Here is a 1,996-nt window from a genome sequence, read left to right as displayed (position 1 = left end):
CATGGCCGAGCGGGTGGAAGCCTTTGTGCGCGAAGTTGTGGTACCTTACGAGAAGGACCCGCGCCGCGACCACCACGGTGCGCCGACCGACGAACTGGTGATGGAGATGCGCGGGAAGGCCCGCGATGCCGGGGTACTCACGCCCCACATCAAGGCTGACGGTTCGCACTTGACCCAGCGCGAGACGGCCGTTGTCCTGATCAGGTCCGGCCTTTCGCCGCTCGGCCCGCTGGCGTGCAACACGATGGCCCCGGACGAGGGCAACATGTACCTCATCGGCCACGTCGGTTCGCCCGAGTTGAAGGAGCGCTTCCTCAAGCCGCTTGTCGACGGTTCGGGGCGCTCGGCCTTCTTCATGACCGAGCCGGCCGAATGGGGCGGTGCGGGCAGCGATCCCTCGATGATGAAGACGACCTGCCGCAAGGACGGCAACCACTGGGTCGTCAATGGCCGCAAGACCTTCATTACCGGTGCGCAGGGCGCGAAGGTCGGCATCGTCATGGCGGCCTCGGCGGAAGAGGATACCAAGGGCGGCGCCTGCATGTTCCTCGTCGACCTGCCCGATCCGGCGATCGTGATCGACGAAGTTCCCAATACCATCGACACCTCGATGCCCGGCGGTCATGCAACGCTGACCATCAAGGACATGCGCATCCCGGCCGACCAGATGCTCGGACTGCCGGGCGAAGGCTTCAAGTATGCGCAGATCCGCCTTTCGCCTGCTCGCCTGTCGCACTGCATGCGCTGGCTTGGCTGCTGCATCCGCGCGCACGAGATCGCGACCGACTACGCCTGCCGCCGCGAGGCATTCAGCAAGACCCTGATCGACCACGAAGGCGTGGGCTTCATGCTGGCCGAGAACAAGATCCTCATCCAGCAGTGCGAGCTGATGATCGACTGGTGCGCCTCCGTGCTGGACACCGGCTCGCTGGGCACGGTGGAAAGCTCGATGGCCAAGGTCTCGGTGTCCGAGGCCCTGATGAAGATCGCCGACAACTGCATCCAGGTCATGGGTGGAACCGGCGTGACCGAACGCACCATCGTCGAGCAGGTCTTTCGCGAAGTGCGCGCCTTTCGCATCTACGACGGCCCCACCGAAGTCCACAAGTGGTCGCTTGCCAAGAAGATCAAGCGCGACTGGCGCAAGGCCCAGGAGGCAGCGAAGGAAGCGGCAGGGGCATGACAGACGTTGTAGAGGCCAATACCGGCACGACTGCGGTCCGCGCAGGCTATGCCTTCGACGAAGCCGCGCTGACCGCGTGGCTGGAGGCCCATGTGGAGGGCTTCGAGGGCCCCCTGGCGGTCGAGCAGTTCAAGGGCGGACAGTCGAACCCGACCTACAAGCTGGTGACGCCCTCGCGCAGCTACGTGCTGCGGCGCAAGCCGCCGGGCCAGCTGCTCAAGGGCGCCCATGCGGTGGAGCGCGAGGCCAAGGTGCTGTCGGCGCTTCACGGTGCGGGTTTCCCGGTCGCCAGGGTCTATGGCCTGTGCACCGATGACGATGTCATCGGGACCTGGTTCTACGTCATGGAGATGGTCGAAGGGCGCATCTTCTGGGATGCGAGGGTGCCGGGCGTCTCCAACGCGGAGCGCGCGGCGCTCTACGATGCGATGAACGCGACGCTCGCGCAGCTGCATTCCTTCGATCCCGAGGCGATCGGCCTTGGTGACTACGGCAGGCCGGGCAATTACTTCGCGCGCCAGGTGGGGCGCTGGTCGAAGCAGTACCGCGACGACGAGGCTGCGGGCCGCGACGGGAACATGGACGCGGTGATCGACTGGCTCGAGGCGAACATGCCCGAGGACGACGGCGCATCGAGCGTGATCCACGGCGATTTTCGCATCGACAACATGATCTTCCATCCCACCGAGCCGCGGGTTCTGGCCGTGCTGGACTGGGAACTGTCGACGCTGGGCCATCCGCTGGCAGACTTCGCCTATCACGCGATGATGTACCACATGCCGCCGCATATCGTGGCCGGCCTGGCCGGAGCCG

General features: G+C 65.5%; 2 protein-coding genes. Both read left to right on the top strand.

Annotated elements, in window-relative coordinates:
- Window position 1: 1 nt before the first annotated feature.
- Window positions 2-1,183 (top strand): acyl-CoA dehydrogenase family protein, encoded by a 1,182-nt coding sequence (locus J3474_RS22240; protein WP_207095682.1) that lies wholly within the window; start codon window positions 2-4, stop codon window positions 1,181-1,183.
- The coding region (locus J3474_RS22235; RefSeq protein WP_207095681.1) for a phosphotransferase family protein at window positions 1,180-1,996 on the top strand (817 nt) is incomplete at its 3' end. The genes J3474_RS22240 and J3474_RS22235, both read left to right, overlap by 4 nt.

Source organism: Novosphingobium sp. PY1 (assembly GCF_017312445.1).
Classification (GTDB): domain Bacteria; phylum Pseudomonadota; class Alphaproteobacteria; order Sphingomonadales; family Sphingomonadaceae; genus Novosphingobium.
The sequence above is the reverse complement of the archived record's forward strand: the minus strand, read 5'-3'. Positions and strand labels throughout refer to the sequence as shown.